The sequence below is a fragment of the Enterobacter sp. KBR-315C3_2022 genome (genome assembly GCF_041399425.1).
Classification (GTDB): domain Bacteria; phylum Pseudomonadota; class Gammaproteobacteria; order Enterobacterales; family Enterobacteriaceae; genus Enterobacter.
The window spans coordinates 64048-82725 of the sequence record NZ_JBGKEB010000003.1 but is presented as its reverse complement, the minus strand read 5'-3'; the positions used below and the strand labels follow the sequence as shown (position 1 = coordinate 82725).

The following is an 18678-nucleotide window of genomic DNA, read 5'->3' as shown; positions in this document are numbered from 1 at the left end:
AAATGTCTTTAATTAGTATGCACGGCGCGTGGCTCTCCTTCAGCGACTCGCCGCTTCTCGATAACGCAGAGCTGCACATCGAAGATAACGAGCGCGTTTGTCTGGTTGGCCGTAACGGCGCGGGCAAATCCACGCTGATGAAAATCCTCAACCGCGAGCAGGGGCTGGACGACGGCCGCATTGTCTACGAACAGGATTTGATCGTCTCCCGCCTGCAGCAGGACCCGCCGCGTAACGTGACGGGAAGCGTTTACGATTTTGTGGCTGAAGGGATCTCCGAGCAGGCCGAATACCTGAAGCGCTACCACGAAATTTCGCACCTGGTGATGACCGATCCGAGCGACAAAAACCTGAACGAGATGGCGCGCCTGCAGGAGCTGCTGGACCACCACGGCCTGTGGCAGCTGGAAAGCCGTATCACCGAGGTGCTGGATCAGCTTGGCCTGGAAGCGGATATGGAGCTGTCGGCGCTCTCCGGCGGCTGGCTGCGTAAAGCGGCGCTGGGCCGCGCGCTGGTCAGCGGGCCGAAGGTGCTGCTGCTGGACGAGCCAACGAACCACCTGGACATCGAAGCTATCGACTGGCTGGAAGGGTTCCTGAAAACCTTTAGCGGCACCATCATCTTTATCTCCCACGACCGTTCGTTTATCCGCAATATGGCGACCCGCATTGTCGATCTCGATCGCGGCAAGCTGGTGACCTATCCGGGCGATTACGACACCTATCTGCTGGAGAAAGAAGAAAACCTGCGCGTGGAAGAGCTGCAAAACGCCGAGTTCGACCGCAAGCTGGCGCAGGAAGAGGTATGGATCCGCCAGGGCATCAAGGCGCGCCGTACCCGCAACGAGGGCCGCGTTCGCGCCCTGAAGGCGATGCGTCGCGAGCGCAGCGAGCGCCGCGAAGTGATGGGCAGCGCCAAAATGCAGGTTGAAGAGGCGTCCCGCTCCGGCAAAATCGTCTTTGAGATGGAAAACGTCAACTATCAGGTTGATGGCAAAGTGCTGGTGAATGATTTCTCTGCGCAGGTGCAGCGCGGGGATAAGATTGCGCTGATTGGCCCGAACGGCTGCGGCAAAACCACGCTGCTCAAGCTGATGCTCGGCCAGCTGCAGGCCGACAGCGGCCGCATCCACTGCGGCACCAAGCTGGAGGTGGCTTACTTCGACCAGCACCGCGCGGAGCTGGATCCGGACAGAACGGTGATGGACAACCTGGCCGAAGGCAAGCAGGAGGTGATGGTTAACGGCAAGCCGCGTCACGTTCTGGGCTATCTGCAGGACTTCCTGTTCCATCCAAAGCGGGCGATGACGCCGGTGCGCGCGCTGTCGGGCGGGGAGCGAAACCGCCTCCTGCTGGCGCGCCTGTTCCTGAAGCCAAGCAATCTGCTGATCCTCGATGAACCGACCAACGATTTGGATGTCGAAACGCTGGAGCTGCTCGAAGAGCTAATTGACGGCTACCAGGGCACCGTGATGCTGGTGAGCCACGATCGTCAGTTTGTGGATAACACCGTGACCGAATGCTGGATCTTCGAAGGCGCAGGGCGCATTGGCCGCTACGTTGGCGGTTTTCACGACGCGCGCGGCCAGCAGACGCAGCATCTGGCGCAAAAACAGGCGAAATCCAAAACTGCACCAGAACCTGCTGTTACAAAAGCAGAAACTGTTAAAAAATCATCGGTTAAAATGAGCTATAACCTCCAGCGCGAGCTGGAAGGGCTGCCGCAGCGTCTGGAAGAGCTCGAGGCCGCGCTTGAAGCGCTGCAGGGTCAGGTCGCGGATGCCTCATTCTTTACGCAGCCGCACGACTATACTCAAAACGTATTGGCTGAACTGTCCGCGGCTGAAAAAGCCCTGGAAGAAGCTTTTGAGCGCTGGGAGTACCTTGAGTCTCTGAAGAATGGCGCATAAACAGGGATAACATATGTGTGACCAGCACCATGCCGACAGGCATATATTATGCTCGCAATGCGATATGCTCGTGGCGTTGCCAGAGCTTGGTCACGGACATAAGGCGCTGTGCCCGCGCTGCGGCGCAACGCTAACCACCGAGTGGGATGCGCCGAGGCAGCGTCCCACCGCCTATGCTATCGTTGCCCTGTTCATGCTGGTGCTCTCCAATCTCTTCCCCTTCATCTATATGAAGGTGGGAGGGATGACCAGCCAGGTTAAGCTGCTCGAAATTCCGGGCGTGATGTTCTCGGAAGATTACGCCAGCCTCGGCACGTTTTTCCTCCTTTTTGTCCAGATCGTTCCCGCGTTTTGCCTGATCGTCATTCTGCTGCTCGTCAACCAGGTGAGAATGCCTGCTTACCTTAAAATCAGGCTTGCGCGGTTCCTGTTCCTGCTCAAAAGCTGGGGAATGGCTGAGATTTTCCTGGCCGGGATTCTGGTCAGCTTCGTCAAGCTGATGGCCTACGGCGACGTGGGCATCGGCAGCAGCTTCATTCCGTGGTGTTTGTACTGCGTATTGCAGCTTCGCGCGTTTCAGTGCGTTGACAGGCGCTGGGCCTGGGATGACATCGCCCCCGCGCCGCATCTTCCTCAGGCGGTAAAAGTGGGCGTGACGGGCATACGGCAGGGGCTACGCTCCTGCTCGTGCTGTACGGCGATACTGCCTGCGGATACCGAGGTGTGCCCGCGCTGTGAGACAAAAGGCCACGTGCGGCGCAAAAACAGTCTGCAATGGACCATGGCGCTGCTGGTGACCTCCATCATGCTCTATTTGCCCGCCAATATTCTGCCCATCATGATCACCGATCTGCTGGGCGACAAGATGCCCTCAACGATCCTGGCCGGGGTCATTTTGCTGTGGGGCGAAGGATCGTATCCCGTTGCTGGCGTGATTTTCATTGCCAGCATCATGGTGCCAACCTTAAAGATGATTGCGATTGCCTGGCTGTGCTGGGACGCCAAAGGCTACGGCAAGCGCGACAGCGAGCGCATGCACCTTATCTATGAGGTGGTCGAGTTCGTCGGACGCTGGTCGATGATTGACGTGTTTGTCATTGCCGTTCTCTCTGCGCTGGTGCGCATGGGGGGGCTGATGAGTATTTATCCCGCAATGGGTGCTTTAATGTTTGCGTTGGTCGTCATTATGACCATGTTTGCGGCCATGACCTTCGACCCTCGTCTATCGTGGGATCGTGAGCCAGAGTCAAGCCATGAGGAAGAGTAAGAGCATGGAAAATAAGAGTGGAGAGGCGAAAGTGCAGAAGGTCAAAAACTGGTCGCCGGTGTGGATTTTCCCCATCGTGACCGCCTTGATCGGCGCCTGGATCCTGTTTTATCACTACAGCCATCAGGGGCCGGAAGTGACGCTGATCACCACCAACGCAGAAGGTATTGAGGGGGGCAAGACCACCATCAAAAGCCGCAGCGTCGATGTGGGCGTGGTGGAAAGCGCAACCCTGACCGATGACTTAACGCACGTTGAGATTAAGGCTCGCCTGCACTCGGGCATGGAAAAGCTGCTGCACGGCGATTCCGTCTTCTGGGTGGTGAAACCGCAGGTCGGGCGGGAAGGGATCAGCGGCTTAGGCACGCTGCTTTCCGGGGCTTATATTGAGCTGCAGCCGGGCAGCAAAGGTGCCCAGCCAGCCGACTATCAGCTGCTGGACGCGCCGCCGCTTGCGCCACCTGACGCTAAAGGCATTCGCGTGATCCTCGACAGCAAGAAGGCGGGCCAGCTTTCGCCAGGCGATCCCGTGCTGTTCAGGGGGTATCGCGTCGGTTCGGTTGAAACCAGCACGTTCGATCCGCAGAAACGCGCCATCAGCTACCAGCTATTTATTAACGCGCCAAACGATCGTCTGGTCACCAGCAACGTTCGCTTCTGGAAAGACAGCGGGATCGCGGTCGATCTGACCTCTGCGGGTATGCGCGTGGAAATGGGCTCCCTGACCACGCTGTTCGGCGGCGGGGTGAGCTTCGACGTGCCGGAAGGGATCGACCTGGGCCAGCCGGTCGCGGAGAAAACGGCGTTCAGGCTCTTTGACGATCAGAAAAGCATTCAGGATGCGCTGTACACCGATCATATCGACTACCTGATGTTCTTTAAGGATTCCGTTCGTGGCCTCCAGCCGGGCGCGCCGGTAGAGTTCCGCGGCATTCGTCTGGGTACGGTCGGACAGGTGCCGTTCTTTGTGCCGGGTCTTAAGCAGGTGCTGGACGATGATTATCGCATTCCGGTGCTAATTCGCATCGAGCCCGAGCGGCTGGTCAATCAGATTGGCGCCAATCAGGATATTGGCGCGCACATCAAGGACCTGCTGAACCGCGGCCTGCGCGGATCGCTCAAAACCGGCAACCTCGTGACCGGCGCGCTGTACGTGGATATGGATTTCTATCCGAAAGCACCGCCGATTACCGGCATGCGTGACTTCGGCGGCTATACCATTATTCCAACGGTCAGCAGCGGCCTGGCGCAGATCCAGCAGCGGCTGATGGAGACGCTGGATAAGATTAACAATCTGCCGCTGAATCCGATGATTGAAGCCGCGACCAGCTCCCTGAGCGAGAGCCAGGCCACGATGCGTCGTCTGCAAACCACGCTGGATAACATCAACAAGGTTACCTCCAGCCAGTCCATGCAGCAGCTGCCGCAGGATATGCAGAAAACGCTGCGCGAGCTTAACCGCAGCATGCAGGGCTTCCAGCCGGGCTCCGCGGCGTACAACAAGATGGTGGCGGATATGCAGCGCCTCGATCAGGTACTTCGCGAGCTACAGCCGGTGCTGAAAACGCTCAACGAGAAGAGCAACGCGCTGGTGTTCGAAGCAAAAGATAAAAAGGATCCTGAGCCGAAGAGGGCGAAACAATGAAAAAATGGCTAGCAATGGCGGGAGCACTGGTCCTGACGGCCTGTAGCTCAGGAAGTGAGACGAAGAGCTACTATCAGCTGCCAATGTCCGCGCAGGTCGGGGCGCAGAGCAGCGCGGCGCAGGGGAGCCGGCTGCTGTGGGTTGAGCAGGTCTCCGTGCCGGATTACCTCGCCGGAAACGGCGTGGTATATCAAACCAGCGATGTGAAATACGTGATTGCCAATAACAATCTGTGGGCCAGCCCGCTGGATCAGCAGCTGCGGAATACGCTGGTGGCTAACCTCAGCAGCCAGCTTCCGGGCTGGGTTGTGGCCTCGCAGCCTCTCGGCAGCGATCAGGACACGCTGAACGTAACGGTGACCGGATTCCACGGCCGCTATGACGGGGCGGTCGTGGTGAGCGGTGAATGGCTACTGAATCATCAGGGACAGCTTATTAAGCGCCCTTTCCATCTTGAGCTGAAGCAGCAGCAGGACGGTTATGATGAGATGGTTAAGGTTCTGGCCCAGGGCTGGGCACTGGAATCGGCCAGCATCGCCAGAGAGATTTCCCGGTTGCCATAAGTAAAATTCATCGACAAAAGCCGCTATCGGAATCTGACTGATAGCGGCTTTTTTTTCGGTTTGGCTTCAGAGCGTTACTTGTGCTGCTTCACATTTTTTGTACAAATGAACTTCCGCATAGCTCACAAATATGACACCCGTATGAATTTTGAGCGTTGACGCTGCCGCCTATCCAGGGTATTCGTTATCTGTGGTTGCACACTTTGCAATCACTGTTTTCTTTCCACCAGACAAAAGAATGAGGGAAACGAGGCATGAAGAGACAGAAACGAGATCGCCTGGAAAGGGCTCATCAACGTGGTTATCAGGCTGGCATCGCCGGACGTTCTAAAGAAATGTGTCCCTATCAGACCTTGAATCAAAGGTCACAATGGTTAGGGGGCTGGCGAGAAGCCATCGGAGACAGGGCAGTGCTTGCTTGATAGCGTCTCTTTAAAAAAGAAACCTCCGCATTGCGGAGGTTTCGCCTTTCTGGACGTGAGTAGCGCCTGAATCAGAACGCTGAGGTATCCTGGAACAGACCTACTTTCAGATCGCTTGCTGAGTAAATCAGGCGGCCGTCAACCAGCACTTCACCATCGGCCAGGCCCATGATCAGACGACGGTTAACGATACGCTTGAAGTGAATACGGTAGGTCACTTTTTTCGCGGTAGGCAGAACCTGGCCCGTGAATTTCACTTCACCGACGCCCAGCGCGCGGCCTTTGCCTTCGCCGCCGAGCCAGCCCAGATAAAATCCAACCAGCTGCCACATGGCGTCAAGGCCCAGGCAGCCAGGCATTACCGGATCGCCAATAAAGTGGCAACCGAAGAACCACAGGTCCGGGTTGATATCGAGTTCCGCTTCTACGTAGCCCTTATCGAAGTTGCCGCCGGTTTCGGTCATTTTCACGACACGGTCCATCATCAGCATGCTCGGAGCCGGTAACTGCGGGCCGTTCGCGCCAAACAGTTCACCGCGACCAGAGGCAAGAAGATCTTCTTTTGTATAGGATTCGCGTTTATCTACCATGTTCTCAGTAAGCCTTATTTTAGTGAAGGACGCAGGATAGCTAACACGTGTACGCTGAACAAGTCCGATCAGTTCGGACTGAACCAGCCGAGCCAGCGTAACGGCCATGGATAACGGTGTCGGGCATCCGGTTGTGTCGCCTGCGCAATGCGTTCCTGAATGGTTTGCAGCAGCGTCGTTTGACCTTCTCCATCCCAGACCAGGTTTGTCAGTAAGGGTAGCGCATCCTCAATTCCTTCGATGGACCAGAGCGAAAATTGCTGCTGTTCTACCGCGTCCAGAACCGCCTGGCTCAGGCTTAAATGCCGCGCATTAGGCGCAGGGATAATCACGCCCTGCTTGCCGTTTAAGCCGCGCTGCTGGCAGATGGCGAAAAATCCTTCAATTTTCTCGTTCAGACCGCCCACCGGCTGGGCACGACCGAACTGATCGACGGAACCGGTGATAGCGATGTTCTGATTAATCGGGACTTCAGCGAGGGCGCTTATCAACGCGCACAGTTCGGCCATTGAGGCGCTATCGCCATCGACTTCGCTATACGACTGTTCAAAGGTCAGCGACGCCGAGAAGGGGATTTGCTGCTCAAGCTGAAGCTCAGACATCAAAAACGCCTGCATGATCATCATGCCTTTGGCGTGAATGTTCCCACCCAGCTCGGCTTTGCGCTCAATATCGGTAAATTCGCCGTCGCCTACGTGAACGACGCAGCTGATGCGCGAAGGCTCACCGAAGGCGCGGGGATGGCCCGGAAACTCAATCACCGAAAGGGCGTTAATCTGCCCGATGCGTTCGCCTTCCGTTTCAACGAGGATCTGCTCAAGCAGAATTTCGTCCTGCATTCGGTCGGCGAGATAACCCTCTCGCCATTCACGCTGGGCAAGCATTTGGGCGTACTGTTCGCCCGTGAACGCGCCCTGGCCGCTGATAACGCCCACTTCGCGGAGCTGTCTGCTAATCCAGAGCGGGCAGAGTGGAAGCGTCTCCTGATCGCCGGTATAGCGAACGGCTTCACGAATCAGGCCCTGCCACGCGTCTGCCGACGGAGTAGGGAGCGCGAAACGCGCCGCAATGTTCAGAACCCATTGGCGCCACTGCGCCATATCATCGGCGTCGGCGATCTGAATATTGTCTTCATATTCGCTATATACCGCCTGCTCGGCCAGCTCAGGTTCCATCTCCTGGAAATCGGCCAGCGACTCGCGATCCCCCGTGAGCACCACGGTCAGAGAGAGCGGCATAGACGGAACGGAGACCGGGAGAGGGCGCGACTCATCGTATCCTACCCAGTCAAAGCGCTGCTGGCTTACAATCGTTTTCAGGCGCATCCACAGCAGCGGCTGAGCGAGAAGGGTGCGCAGGGCGATAATTAACACCCCGCCGTTTGCACGGTGCACCAGGCCCGGCTGCAGCGATAGCTCGCCGTTGAACTGGCGCAGGCACCCAAAGAGCTGCTCGGCTTCAGCCCAGTTCGCGGAGATGACCTCACCCTTGACCGCAAAACGTTCGTCCGCCTGCTGAGCCGGTTCAAACGTGACGCTGCGTCCCGCAATATGATATTGACCACCGAAGACGGTTTCCGCCTCCGGCTTTAGCTGGCGCACGGCATCGCCCAGAAGCGTCAAATACTCGGCTTCTTCCGGGGCCTTGAGCAGCATGAAAGGAGATGTGGCCCAGGGGCTTAACATCTGCTCCAGCGCATAATGCAAACGCGGTTGGGTGTCGCTAAGTATAAATTCGTTTTCTTCTGCGAGTTCTGGCTGCGTAAAAAGCGCCTGATAGCTTTCGGTATCGGGAACCAGATCGCGCCATGCAAGTTTCGTAATGGTCAAAGTTGATGTTTTTTAGTCAGATGTAAAAACGTGGAGTATACCGTAAGCGGAGGTCTCTTCCCAAGCAGGATTGGTTTTTCGCAGCGGGAATATCCTTGAATGCTTCACAGCCTATGATTTCTTTTCAGCAGATTGCTAAAAAACTGATATTCTGAACAGAGTTACGTGGTAACACTGAGAACGCAATGAAATATCAACAACTGGAAAACCTCGAAAGCGGCTGGAAATGGAAATATCTGGTCAAAAAGCACCGCGAGGGAGAGCTGATTACCTGCTATATCGAAGCCAGTGCTGCGCAAGAAGCCGTGGATATTTTGCTGACCCTCGAAAATGAACCGGTACAGGTCAATAGCTGGATCGCGAAACATATCAATCCCGCGCTGTTGAACCGGATGAAGCAAACTATCCGCGCGCGTCGTAAGCGGCATTTTAACGCCGAGCATCAGCACACCCGTAAAAAATCCATCGACCTGGAGTTTATGGTCTGGCAACGACTGGCCGGGCTCGCGCAACGGCGCGGAAAGACGCTATCGGAAACGGTGGTACAGCTGATTGAAGATGCGGAACATAAAGAGAAGTACGCCAGTCAGATGTCTACCTTGAAAAACGATCTTCAGGCCTTGCTGGGTAAAAAGTAATTTTTAGCTTTCTACAGGCAATAAAAAACCCCGCAGTGCGGGGTTTTTTTTAAGACGATAACTTATGCCGCTGGCTGAGTTACAACGTCTTTAACGCCTTTAACTTCGATCTCAACGCGACGATCTGGAGCCAGGCAGTCGATCAGTGCAGCGCGAGCTTTCACGTTGTCACAGGTGTTGCCAGTAACTGGGTTAGATTCGCCCATACCGCGTGGGGAGATCTTGTTAGCTGGGATACCTTTAGAGATCAGGTAATCAACAACGGACTGAGCACGTTTCTCAGACAGTTTCTGGTTGTAAGCGTCAGAACCGATACGGTCTGTGAAGCCCAGAACCACAACGTTGCCGTCTTTAGGATCCAGGTTGCTCAGCTGGGAGTACAGCTGATCCAGTGCCTGCTGACCTTCTGGTTTCAGGGTCGCTTTGTTGAAGTTGAACAGAACGTCAGACTTCAGAGTGAAGTGTTTGGTCTGTACTTCTGGAGCTGGAGCCGGAGCTGGAGCTACGATTGGTGCAGCATCTTCCTGCTGACCGAAACGGTAGGAAACACCTACGCTCAGCATGCCGTTGTCTGGACGAACACCAACGGTGTTGCCGTCGCCGATGTTGTTAACCCACTGGTATTCCAGACGGGTAGCGATGTCACGGGTCATTGCCCACTCAACGCCACCAGCGAATACTGGGGAAACACCGGTATCGTGGTTGTCACCAGATACGCTGTTGCTGGAGTCTGCACGCCATACCATGCCGCCCAGACGGGTGTACACGTCCAGATCGTCAGTTACTGGGTAACCCAGTTTAGCGGTCAGCTGAACGCCTTGAGCTTTGAAAGCGCCATTCTGAGTGTCGCCTTTGTATGGCATACGACCTAACCAGTCGTAACCCATTTCAAAGCCAACATACGGGTTAACCTGATAGCCACCGAACGCACCTGCACCCAGCTGACTTTCGTGGGTTGGGCCGTCGTTGTTCAGGCTGCTGTTGTACCAGCCTGTGTCATGGAACTGAGACCAGCCCAGTTTACCACCTGCGTACCAGGTATTATCTTTCGGAGCGGCCTGCGCTACGGTAGCGAAGCCAGCCAGTGCCACTGCAATCGCGATAGCTGTCTTTTTCATTTTTTGCGCCTCGTTATCATCCAAAATTTGCCATGAAAAACTCAATAGAGAAATCACGGTTAAATCCTTCACCGGGGGGCGTGGTCAAATATAAGTCTACCGATATCTTCGGCTTAGGCCGAGCACCCCTGGCGATGTAAAGTCTACAACGTAGCTGAAAACTTACAAGTGTGAACTCCGTCAGGCATATGAAAAATTTTTTTCTGTATACCTAATATTTAACATTTTTTGAACGAATTTTAACCAGTAAAATTAACGAGAACCGCTCCAGACAAGCCTTGCCGTCGTTTTTTCTTTTTGAACTATTTCCACATCGTGGAGTCAAAAAAAATTCCAGGAAAAATCTTAATTTTGCTCAATGATAGAGATTCGAGTGAATTTTTAACCCGGAACGTTGTCCTTTGCGATAAGAATCCGGGTGAACGGGACGCATAATAAACCCGATGGCATCCCCTTCTTCGGCCGCTTCAGTTAATCGAAAATGTTCTTCTTCCGTCAGCTCATCAGGTAACCAGCCTATTACCACGCTGTAATTCCCGGTGCGCAGTGCGCGAACCATCGATTCAACGGTATCGCATGGGGAGAGCTGATTTATCTGCATCACCTTCGTCAGCGGCAGGCCTGCCGACTGAACCCATTCCCGGCTCAGCTTTTGCTGTGGCGTGAGCCAGAGCTGCCAGCGCGACTGCTGACCAAGCTGCTGTAACAGCGGCAAGAGTAAGAGCTGGGTTAACAAGGGCTGGTCTTCACGATAAACCACTTCACTGATTAATCCTGTCGAAACGCGCCCGACGGATTTCTGCGTGACGTTGCCAGCGGAAGAAGAGGGAGATGTGACGTGATTTGCATAGCCTGAAGTGTACATATTCATTCCAGCCCTGTAGTTACTGTATGGATATACAGTAACCCCTGTATGCCTAAAGATCAACTTCAATTTCGGAAAGCGTCTCGCAAATTTCGCTCATTATCGTCCTCCTTTTAAAAATCATCTTGCTCACAGGCAATAAGTTGCCTATTTTCCTGCTAACGGATCCGCTAGTAAGAAATGCTGCTGTTAACTTTTGATTTTTAAGGGAATTATTATGAAAAAGATATCTTATGAACGGATTTATAAATCTCAGGAATACCTCTCTCCACTGGGTGAGATCAACCACCGGGCCCTCTTTGGGGGATATACGCTGGCCGTCGATGACGCTGTGTTTGCAATGGTCTCGGACGGCGAGCTCTATCTTAGAGCCTGCGAGCAAAGTGCGACCTACTGTGCGAAAAACGCCTCGTCGTTCCTGACGCTCGTCAAGCGCGGCAGACCGATACTGCTGAATTATTATCGCGTGGACGACTGCCTTTGGCAGGACAAAGATAAGCTGCTGCAGCTCTCTTCATTCGCGCTGGATGCGGCCCGAAACGAGCGCCATCTGCGGCGCCAGCGTAACCGGCTAAAAGATCTGCCTAACCTGACGTTCCAGATTGAGGTGCTGCTCTATGAGGCGGGGATCATGAATGAAGAAACGCTGCGAACGCTGGGTGCGAAAGAGAGCTGGCTAAAGATCCGTCAGATTAACAAGGCGCTAAGCATTAAAGTGCTCTTTGCACTTGAGGGGGCCATTGAAGGGTTGCATGAGGCCGCGCTCCCGGCTGACACTCGCCGGGAGCTAACGGAGTGGGTTAATGCGCTGCCTGCGCAGCGCGAGAGTCACTACGCCAGGTAGCAACACGCTGTTGAAGGTGGCAAATTTCCGGCAGCAACGCGATCAGCAGGCCAATTTGCTGGAGCACCAGCGGCGCTTTGCTGTCGGTACCCGGATCGAGATGTGCAATGCGTTGAGACAGTTCGTCCAGCGACTGCTTAACGCGAGGCTCATCGGCAGGCCGATGGTGCAGGGCATCATCGACATAGCACACCGCGTCATCCAGGAGGCTCAGAATGGCGTGACTGGTCAGTTTTTCGCGGTGGGCGCCCAGGGTAGAAATATAGCTGGTAAACGTGTGGTTCAGGCAAAGCAGCCTGAACGCCGTTTCGCGAATTTCTGCCGTGGCGCGGGGTTCCGTTGACATATTGGAGACGACGGACGCCAGCTCTGCGTCACTGTTGTGCGCATCGCGGCGGGCGATACGGTAGGCCAGGCGGTTGTCACGGCCCTGATGGTACTGCTCAAGGATCGCATCCAGATACCGGCAGTTTGCGTTCATTGCCCGGTCCAGCACGCGGGGTAAATTGCGAAAACGCCAGTCTGGCCAGATAAAGCTGACCGCCGCCCAGGCGATAGCGCAGCCGATGAGGGTATCGAATACGCGCGGCAGGGCGACTTCAAAGCCTTCTCCCAGCAGATTGAAACACAGCAGCACCAGCAGGGTGATAAACATGGTGGCATGCGCATACTGCACGTTGCGAAAAGCAAAGAAAAGCACCCCGGTTATCACGATGAGAATAAGCTGCCCCTCAATTGAGGGCACAAAGTAGAGCACCGGTAGCCCGATGGCGACGCCCACCAGCGTGCCGATGATTCGCAACGCCAGGCGGTGTCGGGTGGCGTTGTAGTTGGGCTGACAGACAAACAGGCTGGTCAGCAGGATCCAGTAGCCGTGGTGTAAACCGGTTATCTGAATAAAGGCATAGCCGACGCACAGCACCAGCGACATGCGCACCGCATGGCGGAAAAGCGCAGACTCCGGCGTAAAATTCCGGCTCAGGCGCAGCCACATATCGCTAAAGCCGTGCAGGCTGTCGTCGGCAAGCTGGTTCTCGGCATCAGAGCCCGGCATCGCCAACGCCTGCTCCGACTCGATGGTCGCCAGCTGGGCATCAATCGCGCGCAGGTTATTGAGCAAGAATCCCAGGGCGTTGATATGTTCAGGCGACGTGCCGCTGGCCTGAACGCGATCGAGCGCCGCATCAAGATGGCTGAATGCCCGCTCAAAGCGCGGATCGTGCTGGTACGGCGTGCGCAGCAAAATAGAGCGCGAAAGCTGATGGCAGGCCTGAGACTGCATCGACAGCAGCCGCTGGAAGCGGAACATCACGTCGCAGTAGCGAAACTTCTCGCGCAGCGCCGCATACTGAACGTGCGAGGAGCTGGCGCGTTCATGAATATCCTGGGCTACAAAATAGTAGTGCAGCGTTCGGCGGGTTCCGCGCTGGCCGCGATCGCCGCGCAGTCGGGTCAGCAGCGAGGCCTTGGTTTGGTTCAGGGTCGCTACCAGCTGGCCGTTTGCCAGGGCCAGATCGTAAAGGGGAGCCTGGCTATCGTCCTCGATGTCCGGGTCGAACAGCCGAGACTTTAACTCAAGGTAGTGCGCCAGCTGCTCATAGCTGCGCGCGAGGTTATCCTGCAGCGCGCGAACCGGAAAGATGAGATGCCCGGTCAGGGTCAGCAGGTTGTACCAGATAGCTCCCAGCAACAGCAGCATGGGTTGTTGATACCACTGATCGTACAGCGAAACGCCAAGCATGGTATAGATGGCAATCAGCAGTGCGCCAAAGGCGATGGTGGCATAGCGCTGCCCGAGGCCGCCGAGCAGAATAAACCCGCTGGTGGAGAGCGTCAGCCCGAGTGCGAACAGCCAGGGCCACGGAAACAGCAGCTCCACGGAGGCTGAAGCAATAAAGAAGCAAATCAGGGTAATAACGAGGTTGCGCAGGCGCCCGGTCAGTCGGTCGTCAAGATCCGCCAGCGCCCCGGCGACCACGCCCAGCGTGAGCGGGATGGTGAGCTTTACGTCGTTAAGCCACCAGGGCAGGGCCGCCGTTCCGCAAAGCGCGATAAAGATTCTGGCGTTATAGAGCCAGCTGCTGTTCCAGGTATAGCGGCGAAGCAGTGGGCTTAGCATGAGCGCGGCCACTCCTTTTTACTGAAAACGACGACGAGCATTTGCTTCTCGCGCGGCCTGCGCGACTTCAACCGATACCACTCTGCGCCCGACAGGCCACAGGGCAATTGCGGCAATCTTAAAGTTGGCGATGCCGACCGGAATGCCGATTATCGTGACGCACTGCATAATCCCGGTGAAGATGTGCATCAGGCATAACCACCAGCCAAAGAAAATCAGCCACAGGATGTTCAGCAGCGTTCCGCCGGTATTCATCAGCGCGTTTTGTCTCTCCGGGTTGAGTTCATCCACGTGAACCGCTTCGTTACCGTAAGGAACCAGCGACAGCTTGGTGATTTCCCAGCAGGAGCGCGTCAGGGGAAGCGTGAAAATCAGCACGATGCTGACCAGCGTGGCAAAAAGCCATGAAAGGGTGGTGGCAAAACCGCCAAGGACAAAATTCAGGACATTCAAAACGGTACGCATAAACCCTCAGTTCCTTTCGCTATGATTGACGCCGGGTGATTGTAACGTTTTTTTAGGCTGGAGCACCTTAAAACTGGCAGTTAAACTGTCAGGTAATTTATCTCATCGTGGATTTGGCGGGACATGGAACTTAAAGCAACTTCAATGGGCAAACGCCTGGCGCAGCATCCCTACGACAAGGTCGTCCTTCTTAATGCCGGGGTGAGGGTCTCTGGAGAACGCCACGAGTATCTCATTCCGTTTAATCAGCTTCTGGCGATCCACTGCAAGCGCGGGCTGGTATGGGGCGAGCTGGAGTTTGTGCTGCCCACCGATAAGGTGGTGCGCCTGCACGGCACGGAGTGGGCAGAAACTCAGCATTTCCATCACCATTTGAATGCGCTCTGGCAGCGGTGGAGCCATGAGATGAGCGTGATTGCGGCGCAGGTGCTTGAGCAGGTGCTGGAGGATATTGCCCAGCGCGACGAGCAGCAAAAATGGCTGACCCGCCAGCAAACCGCAGAATTGCAGCAAAAGATCGCGCAGGCCATCGCCGCGCTGCCGTTCCCCTCATCGCGCCTTGATGAATTTGAAAACTGCCGCGAGGCGTGGCGCAAGTGTCAGGCATGGCTCGGCGACATTGATAAGAGTCGGCTGGCACATAACCAGGCCTGGACCGATGCCATGCTGGTCCGGCATGCCGATTTCTTCCGCAATATTGAATCCTCTCCGCTTAACCCTGCTCAGGCGCGCGCCGTGGTTAACGGCGAGCGGTCGTTGCTGGTGCTGGCGGGGGCCGGCAGCGGCAAGACCTCGGTGCTGGTGGCGCGCGCGGGCTGGCTCCTGACGACGGGCGAGGCCGCGGCGGATCAGATTTTGCTGCTGGCGTTTGGCCGCAAAGCGGCGCAGGAAATGGATGAGCGCATCCAGCAGCGCCTGCACACCGAGGATATTTCGGCCCGCACCTTCCATTCCCTGGCGCTGCATATTATTCAGCAGGGCAGTAAAAAGGTACCGGTGGTGAGCAGGCTGGAAAACGACGCTCAGGCGCGCCGGGATCTGTTTATCAAGGCGTGGCGACAGCAGTGCAGCGAGAAAAAGGCGCAGGCCAAGGGGTGGCGGCAGTGGCTGGAAGAGGAGCTTGGCTGGACGGTGCCGGAAGGCAGCTTCTGGCAGGATGAAAAGCTGGCGCGCCGCCTGGGTTCGCGCCTCGACCGCTGGGTGAGCCTGATGCGCATGCACGGTGGCTCGCAGGCTGAGATGATCGCAAACGCGCCGGAAGCGATCCGCGACCTGTTTTCCAGGCGGGTTAAGCTCATGGCGCCGATGCTGAAAGCCTGGAAAACGGCGCTGAAAGAGGAAAACGCCGTCGATTTTTCCGGCCTCATCCATCAGGCGATTATCATTCTGGAAAAAGGCCGTTTCGTCAGCCCGTGGAAGCATATTCTCGTTGACGAGTTCCAGGATATCTCACCGCAGCGCGCCGCGCTGCTCGCGGCGCTGCGCGCGCAGAATAAGCACACCTCGCTCTTTGCCGTTGGCGATGACTGGCAGGCTATCTACCGCTTCAGCGGCGCGCAGCTCTCGCTGACGACCGCATTCCACCACTATTTTGGCGAAGGCGATCGCAGCGATCTCGATACCACCTACCGGTTTAACTCGCGCATCGGTGAAATTGCTAACCGCTTTGTCCAGCAAAACCCGTATCAGCTGGCGAAGCCGCTGAACAGCCTGACGCAGGGGGACAAAAAGGCGGTGACGCTGCTGCCGGAGGACAAGCTGGAGCCGCTGCTGGACAAGCTGAGCGGCTATGCGAAACCGGACGAGCGTATTCTGGTGCTGGCCCGCTACCATCATCTTAAGCCCGCGGCGCTGGAAAAAGCGGCCACCCGCTGGCCGACGCTGCAGCTGGATTTTATGACAATTCACGCCAGCAAGGGCCAGCAGGCAGATTACGTGATTGTGCTGGGATTGAAGGATGGCAGCGACGGCTTCCCGGCGCCCGCGCGTGAATCCGTTATGGAAGAAGCGCTGCTTCCGGTGCCGGAAGATTTCCCGGATGCCGAAGAGCGTCGCCTGCTGTACGTGGCGATAACGCGCGCGCGCCATCGCGTCTGGCTGCTTTTCAACAGCGATGCGCCATCGACGTTTGTTGATATCCTGAAGAGTCTTGACGTGCCGGTGGCGCGCAAGCCATAACGAAGACAGGCGAAGAAGAGTAGGCCGGGTAAGGCGTAGCCCCCACCCGGCAACAAAAGCTACTTCAATCTTTCGGCAAGATAGCGCGGATAATCAGGGATCAGGATCTCAACCGGCGAGCCAAACTGCGGCGATTCGATGATGAAATCCGCCGTCGACAGGTTCGTTGCGACGGGAATATTCCACACCGTCGCCAGGCGCAGCAGCGCCTTTACGTCCGGATCGTGAGGCACCGCGTTCAGCGGGTCCCAGAAGAAAATCAGCACATCAATCTTGCCTTCCGAAATCTGCGCGCCAACCTGCTGATCGCCGCCCATCGGGCCGCTCAGCATGGCGTTCACCTCAAGACCCGTTTCGCGATGGATCAGGTTGCCGGTGGTGCCGGTGGCGGAGAGCGTGTGCTGCTCCAGCAGCGCCTGATGGCGGCGAACCCAGTTGAGCAGCATCTGCTTACAGTGGTCGTGCGCCACCAGAGCAATGTGTTTGCGTTCGGGGAGGGTGCGAGTTGTCAGTTCCATAAATATGTCCGTCAGTTTATCTGGCTACACGATGACGGGAAGCGCCTGACGCTGCAAGAGAAGGATGAAAAAATGTGGCTTATGACGACGGTTGCTGCTTTGCCCACTGCATAAAGCGGGCGCGCGTGTCCGGGTCGGCCTGCTGGAACCAGAATTTCAGCCGCTGCTCGGTGAGCGTCTGGGACTGGGGCGGAATGACGTCCAGCTCCGACACGCCGGATAACAGCGTGCTGTCGTCGGCCATCAGGGGGGCGAACTGGGGCAGGGAGGCGCGCCTGTTGGCTTTGTTATAGATTTCCGTGTCGGCTTCATAATCGGTGCCCCTGGGGTTTTGCGTCAGTGCCAGAATGTCGAGCTTAACGGGAATAGGCGTTGCATCGCCGTCAAGCAGCTCGATGCGCGGCGCGGCGTCGAATGTCATTGACTCTTTTTCCGTTTCAATGCGCGGAAGATGAAAGTTAACCTGGCTGACGCGCTGCGTGTCGAAGCTCATAACCAGCGGCGGAGAGATATAGGTCCGCTGCTCGTGGTTCGCCAGGCGAATGGTCTTTTCAACGCGGAAAACCACCTGATGCGGCCCGTTATCCAGCTCGATGCTGTCAGCGCCGCGCAGCAGCGAGCTCGAGACCTTTTTCCCGTCCAGCACCAGCAGATCGATATCGGTAGAGAGCCTCAGCGTGGTGGCAAAGACGCAAACCGGCATAATTAACGCAATCACCGCAGAGGCAAGGCCGGGTTTCATAGGGCGCTCCTGTTGAAAGGACGTGTGTCGTTATAATGTGTCTACGTTTTTCTCGGTTCACGTTTACTAACATATAGACATAAAACCCCGTTTTGCCCTCATGCGTCCGTATGGGATAGATGGTTGTACCGCGTGCTATGACGTACACTTTGAAAAAAGCCAGGAGGAAGAGCATGAAAGAGAACGATATTGCCGGGATTCTGACGTCCACACGCACCATTGCGCTGGTCGGGGCAAGCGACAAACCCGATCGCCCAAGCTATCGGGTCATGAAGTATTTGCTCGATCAGGGCTATCACGTGATTCCCGTGTCGCCAAAGGTGGCGGGAAAAACGCTGCTGGGCCAGCAGGGCTACGCCACGCTGGCTGACGTGCCGGAAAAAATTGATATGGTCGATGTATTCCGCAACTCGGAGGCCGTCTGGGGCGTGGCGCAGGAGGCGATCGCCATTGGTGCGAAAACGCTGTGGATGCAGCTTGGGGTGATCAACGAGCAGGCCGCGGTGCTGGCGCGCGACGCGGGGCTGACGGTCGTGATGGACCGCTGTCCGGCGATTGAAATCCCCCGGCTGGGGCTGGCGAAGTGACAAAAAAAAGCCCGATAATCGGGCTTTTTTTACACCGTTAGTTCCTCAGGCGGGGAGCCTGTAGCTGTTTACGGATCGTTTGTGCGAGTTCGTCCATGGTGGGTTGCTCCGGATGTTCTTCCTGCAGCTCACCGCTCAGCTGTGCTTCAGCAAGGTAGGTGTGCACCGGCTGCCCGTCGTCGCCTTCCATGACCACGTGATACCAGGGCGCGGCGCGAAGCTCTGCGTCAACCGCCAGCTCGTCGGCTGACGGTTCATCGAGGGAATACTCCGGGTCGATATCCACGACCACACCCAAATACCCAAGCAAGGTGTGGCGGACCTGCTGGCCGATACCGAATTTGCTGGCAATCATAGTCACCTCCCGGGAAACATTGC

At 56.3% G+C, this 18678-nt stretch carries 18 protein-coding genes; 9 read left to right on the top strand and 9 right to left on the bottom strand.

Annotated features, from left to right (window positions below; all coding sequences use genetic code 11):
* Positions 1-2: 2 nt before the first annotated feature.
* The 5 genes from AB8804_RS04915 to rmf all read left to right on the top strand — a co-directional run bounded on the left by AB8804_RS04915 (position 3) and on the right by rmf (position 5807).
* The gene (locus AB8804_RS04915; RefSeq protein ID WP_371183660.1) at positions 3-1910 is read left to right on the top strand and encodes an ABC transporter ATP-binding protein; all 1908 of its coding nucleotides are present in this window, start codon (positions 3-5) and stop codon (positions 1908-1910) included.
* 13 nt (positions 1911-1923) lie between these two features.
* Positions 1924-3177 carry a membrane integrity-associated transporter subunit PqiA gene (gene pqiA / locus AB8804_RS04910; RefSeq protein ID WP_371183658.1) on the top strand — a complete coding sequence of 418 codons (1254 nt, stop codon included), beginning with the start codon at positions 1924-1926 and terminating at the stop codon, positions 3175-3177.
* A 4-nt stretch (positions 3178-3181) separates the two neighbouring features.
* Positions 3182-4822 (top strand): intermembrane transport protein PqiB, encoded by a 1641-nt coding sequence (gene pqiB / locus AB8804_RS04905; protein ID WP_371183656.1) that lies wholly within the window; start codon positions 3182-3184, stop codon positions 4820-4822.
* Positions 4819-5385, top strand: a complete 567-nt coding sequence (pqiC, locus tag AB8804_RS04900) for a membrane integrity-associated transporter subunit PqiC (protein WP_371183654.1) — start codon at positions 4819-4821, stop codon at positions 5383-5385. Before pqiB ends, pqiC begins: the two co-directional genes overlap by 4 nt.
* Positions 5386-5639: 254 nt before the next feature.
* Positions 5640-5807, top strand: a complete 168-nt coding sequence (rmf, locus tag AB8804_RS04895; protein ID WP_010429337.1) for a ribosome modulation factor — start codon at positions 5640-5642, stop codon at positions 5805-5807.
* Positions 5808-5878: 71 nt separating this feature from the next.
* Here the strand turns inward: rmf and fabA are convergent, their stop codons facing one another.
* Positions 5879-6397 carry a 3-hydroxyacyl-[acyl-carrier-protein] dehydratase FabA gene (gene fabA / locus AB8804_RS04890; protein ID WP_006174537.1) on the bottom strand — a complete coding sequence of 173 codons (519 nt, stop codon included), beginning with the start codon at positions 6395-6397 and terminating at the stop codon, positions 5879-5881.
* Positions 6398-6465: 68 nt separating this feature from the next.
* Positions 6466-8226: an AAA family ATPase gene (locus AB8804_RS04885; protein ID WP_371183650.1), complete on the bottom strand. Its 1761-nt coding sequence runs from the start codon at positions 8224-8226 to the stop codon at positions 6466-6468.
* Positions 8227-8411: 185 nt separating this feature from the next.
* Here AB8804_RS04885 and matP point away from each other — a divergent pair, with 185 nt between their 5' ends.
* Positions 8412-8864, top strand: coding sequence for a macrodomain Ter protein MatP (gene matP, locus AB8804_RS04880; RefSeq protein WP_112009241.1), 453 nt, complete (start codon positions 8412-8414; stop codon positions 8862-8864).
* A gap of 62 nt (positions 8865-8926) precedes the next feature.
* Here matP and ompA read toward each other — a convergent pair whose 3' ends face one another.
* Positions 8927-9982, bottom strand: coding sequence for a porin OmpA (gene ompA, locus AB8804_RS04875; protein WP_371184095.1), 1056 nt, complete (start codon positions 9980-9982; stop codon positions 8927-8929).
* A 355-nt stretch (positions 9983-10337) separates the two neighbouring features.
* Positions 10338-10847 (bottom strand): SOS-induced cell division inhibitor SulA, encoded by a 510-nt coding sequence (gene sulA, locus AB8804_RS04870; RefSeq protein ID WP_371184094.1) that lies wholly within the window; start codon positions 10845-10847, stop codon positions 10338-10340.
* Between the two features lie 217 nt (positions 10848-11064).
* On the opposite strand from sulA, the gene AB8804_RS04865 reads away from it, so the two are divergent.
* Positions 11065-11691 carry a TfoX/Sxy family DNA transformation protein gene (locus AB8804_RS04865; RefSeq protein ID WP_371183648.1) on the top strand — a complete coding sequence of 209 codons (627 nt, stop codon included), beginning with the start codon at positions 11065-11067 and terminating at the stop codon, positions 11689-11691.
* Here the strand turns inward: AB8804_RS04865 and yccS are convergent.
* Positions 11648-13810 (bottom strand): YccS family putative transporter, encoded by a 2163-nt coding sequence (gene yccS, locus AB8804_RS04860; RefSeq protein ID WP_371183646.1) that lies wholly within the window; start codon positions 13808-13810, stop codon positions 11648-11650. The two genes, AB8804_RS04865 and yccS, sit on opposite strands and share 44 nt — an antisense overlap.
* Before the next feature lie 18 nt (positions 13811-13828).
* Positions 13829-14275 carry a YccF domain-containing protein gene (locus AB8804_RS04855; RefSeq protein WP_371183644.1) on the bottom strand — a complete coding sequence of 149 codons (447 nt, stop codon included), beginning with the start codon at positions 14273-14275 and terminating at the stop codon, positions 13829-13831.
* Between the two features lie 123 nt (positions 14276-14398).
* Here AB8804_RS04855 and helD point away from each other — a divergent pair, with 123 nt between their 5' ends.
* On the top strand, positions 14399-16453 hold the full coding sequence (gene helD, locus AB8804_RS04850) for a DNA helicase IV (RefSeq protein ID WP_371183642.1): 2055 nt from the start codon (positions 14399-14401) through the stop codon (positions 16451-16453).
* Between the two features lie 59 nt (positions 16454-16512).
* Here helD and mgsA read toward each other — a convergent pair whose 3' ends face one another.
* Both mgsA and AB8804_RS04840 read right to left on the bottom strand, forming a co-directional pair.
* Positions 16513-16971, bottom strand: a complete 459-nt coding sequence (mgsA, locus tag AB8804_RS04845; protein WP_112009246.1) for a methylglyoxal synthase — start codon at positions 16969-16971, stop codon at positions 16513-16515.
* A gap of 79 nt (positions 16972-17050) precedes the next feature.
* Complete coding sequence (locus AB8804_RS04840; protein WP_371183639.1) at positions 17051-17713, bottom strand: DUF2057 family protein; 663 nt, start codon at positions 17711-17713, stop codon at positions 17051-17053.
* A gap of 173 nt (positions 17714-17886) precedes the next feature.
* Here AB8804_RS04840 and AB8804_RS04835 point away from each other — a divergent pair, with 173 nt between their 5' ends.
* Positions 17887-18300: a CoA-binding protein gene (locus tag AB8804_RS04835; protein WP_371183637.1), complete on the top strand. Its 414-nt coding sequence runs from the start codon at positions 17887-17889 to the stop codon at positions 18298-18300.
* 37 nt (positions 18301-18337) lie between these two features.
* Here AB8804_RS04835 and hspQ read toward each other — a convergent pair whose 3' ends face one another.
* Positions 18338-18655, bottom strand: a complete 318-nt coding sequence (hspQ, locus tag AB8804_RS04830) for a heat shock protein HspQ (RefSeq protein ID WP_112009249.1) — start codon at positions 18653-18655, stop codon at positions 18338-18340.
* Positions 18656-18678: the final 23 nt, after the last annotated feature.

Bases quoted from the DNA above. Each gene is read 5' to 3' on its own strand.
- AB8804_RS04865 (WP_371183648.1), top strand. From the start codon at position 11,065: ATGAAAAAGATATCTTATGAACGGATTTATAAATCTCAGGAATACCTC.
- sulA (WP_371184094.1), bottom strand. From the start codon at position 10,847: ATGTACACTTCAGGCTATGCAAATCACGTCACATCTCCCTCTTCTTCC.
- AB8804_RS04855 (WP_371183644.1), bottom strand. From the start codon at position 14,275: ATGCGTACCGTTTTGAATGTCCTGAATTTTGTCCTTGGCGGTTTTGCC.
- pqiA (WP_371183658.1), top strand. From the start codon at position 1,924: ATGTGTGACCAGCACCATGCCGACAGGCATATATTATGCTCGCAATGC.
- matP (WP_112009241.1), top strand. From the start codon at position 8,412: ATGAAATATCAACAACTGGAAAACCTCGAAAGCGGCTGGAAATGGAAA.
- fabA (WP_006174537.1), bottom strand. From the start codon at position 6,397: ATGGTAGATAAACGCGAATCCTATACAAAAGAAGATCTTCTTGCCTCT.
- pqiB (WP_371183656.1), top strand. From the start codon at position 3,182: ATGGAAAATAAGAGTGGAGAGGCGAAAGTGCAGAAGGTCAAAAACTGG.
- pqiC (WP_371183654.1), top strand. From the start codon at position 4,819: ATGAAAAAATGGCTAGCAATGGCGGGAGCACTGGTCCTGACGGCCTGT.
- mgsA (WP_112009246.1), bottom strand. From the start codon at position 16,971: ATGGAACTGACAACTCGCACCCTCCCCGAACGCAAACACATTGCTCTG.
- yccS (WP_371183646.1), bottom strand. From the start codon at position 13,810: ATGCTAAGCCCACTGCTTCGCCGCTATACCTGGAACAGCAGCTGGCTC.
- AB8804_RS04915 (WP_371183660.1), top strand. From the start codon at position 3: ATGTCTTTAATTAGTATGCACGGCGCGTGGCTCTCCTTCAGCGACTCG.
- AB8804_RS04835 (WP_371183637.1), top strand. From the start codon at position 17,887: ATGAAAGAGAACGATATTGCCGGGATTCTGACGTCCACACGCACCATT.
- hspQ (WP_112009249.1), bottom strand. From the start codon at position 18,655: ATGATTGCCAGCAAATTCGGTATCGGCCAGCAGGTCCGCCACACCTTG.
- AB8804_RS04840 (WP_371183639.1), bottom strand. From the start codon at position 17,713: ATGAAACCCGGCCTTGCCTCTGCGGTGATTGCGTTAATTATGCCGGTT.
- rmf (WP_010429337.1), top strand. From the start codon at position 5,640: ATGAAGAGACAGAAACGAGATCGCCTGGAAAGGGCTCATCAACGTGGT.
- helD (WP_371183642.1), top strand. From the start codon at position 14,399: ATGGAACTTAAAGCAACTTCAATGGGCAAACGCCTGGCGCAGCATCCC.
- ompA (WP_371184095.1), bottom strand. From the start codon at position 9,982: ATGAAAAAGACAGCTATCGCGATTGCAGTGGCACTGGCTGGCTTCGCT.